2 protein-coding genes are annotated in these 1,652 nt (G+C 45.1%); both read right to left on the minus strand.

Annotation, left to right across the window (positions count from 1 at the left end):
* A partial coding sequence (locus tag DSOL_RS26010) for a trimethylamine methyltransferase family protein (protein ID WP_075367588.1) occupies window positions 1-1,402 on the minus strand: 1,402 nt, incomplete at its 3' end.
* A gap of 30 nt (window positions 1,403-1,432) precedes the next feature.
* On the minus strand, window positions 1,433-1,652 hold a 220-nt coding region (locus DSOL_RS26015; RefSeq protein WP_170871633.1), incomplete at its 5' end, for a cobalamin B12-binding domain-containing protein.

Here is a 1,652-nt window from a genome sequence, read left to right on the forward strand (position 1 = left end):
CATCCTTCGGTAGGGGAACAGGTTCGTGGTAATTAATGATATCCCGGACTTTCTCATTGGCAACCTGGGTCAGTGTTTTCTCACCTGCATTTTCCCAAATACTTCGGGCAGCACGGTTGACTAGACGAGGTACATAATTATCTTCAGCATGATCCTCTGTATGATCCTCATCCGTAAACTTACCACCAGGGCCGACCTTTTCGATGACATCCAATGCTAAGGTTTCCTGATCAACACGGATACCACGTGTTAATCTTCTGGCCATTCCAAGAACTTCATCCGCAATAACAACAAGGTCAAGGTTTGAAGTTGTTCCGTACTCGGAGTAACCTGTATCATGATTTAGATTGGCGCCAGACATATTTGTCATAGCGATAGAGAGTGCAGCCTCTATTCCAGCCTGTTCGTCAATAATACAGGAATCAGTACAACCCGCAGTACCGAACATCGGAATATTAAGATAATGGGCTACATCCGCTAAGCCCGCAAGGAGCAGGTGAAGCTCCGGAGCTCCATAGGAGAAGATAGTAGATTCCATATCCAAGATAGTATACACACCACCCATAATGAAGGGGGCTCCTTCACGCGTACACTGACTTAGAACCAAACCGCTTAAACTTTCGCACAATCCCTGTACCATAACCCCTGCCATGGTTGCAGGTGCTGTCCCACCAGCCATAATACATGGGGTATAAATTGTCGGCAGTCTCTTCTTAGCTCCGAGTATCAATTTTTGGGCAGCTTCCCTGCAGTGGACTCCTGGCGAAATCGGTTCAGCATAGAGACAAATAAATGGATTCTTTGTTAATTCTTCCTCACCGCCAGCAACAATCTCGGCCATCTTAATGACGTCTTCTTGTCCCCACTCATCGTTACAAACCGTAATGATAGGTTTATCGGTGTGTAAAATTTGTTGCTCAAACTCGTGGCGATCAGAAACTAAAAGTGGAACATCTTGGACAATCCCTAAAGACATCGCATAATCAATATTGGGAAGGGCATCGAGGACCTTGGTTGCCCAGCCCACGGACTGCCTAGTGGCCCGATGTCTTTCGTTTGTGAATGGGTTTCTTGTGAATGGTGTGCAAGGTCCAGAACCAAAGTAAGCATTATTTCCTTCCACAAAAAGTTCTGGTGCTCCTGTCCGGCTATTGCAAAGCACAACGTGCTTCTGACAAGTCTTCAAGGCCCGTTCAGTAATGTGCGGTGGAATCCGAACTCTTTTTCCGTCGACCCAACAACCCGCTTTTTTTAGAATTTCCAGAGACTCTTTGTCATGAAAGTCTGTTCCAGTGCGCCACATTGCTTCTTCAGCAGCTAATACCAATTCTTGGCACTGAGAATCCGTGAATACATTCATCATCGTAGTTGAATATGCTTTAAAATTAGTTCTAGTTGTCAACTTCAAACTCTCCTTTCAGACCTACAAAGTTTAAGCCAAGAGCCGATTACAGAGATCTACTGCGGAAGCCGCATCAGGAGCAAATCCATCTGCACCCACCTCATCAGCAAAATCCTGGGAAATTGGTGCCCCACCTACGATAACTTTTACTTGATCCTTAATACCTTCTTCTTTCATGAGTTCAATCGTATCTTTCATATGCAACATTGTTGTGGTAAGCAAAGCAGACATTGCCAATACCTGAGGTTTT

Source organism: Desulfosporosinus metallidurans (assembly GCF_001936615.1).
Taxonomy (GTDB): Bacteria; Bacillota; Desulfitobacteriia; order Desulfitobacteriales; family Desulfitobacteriaceae; genus Desulfosporosinus; species Desulfosporosinus metallidurans.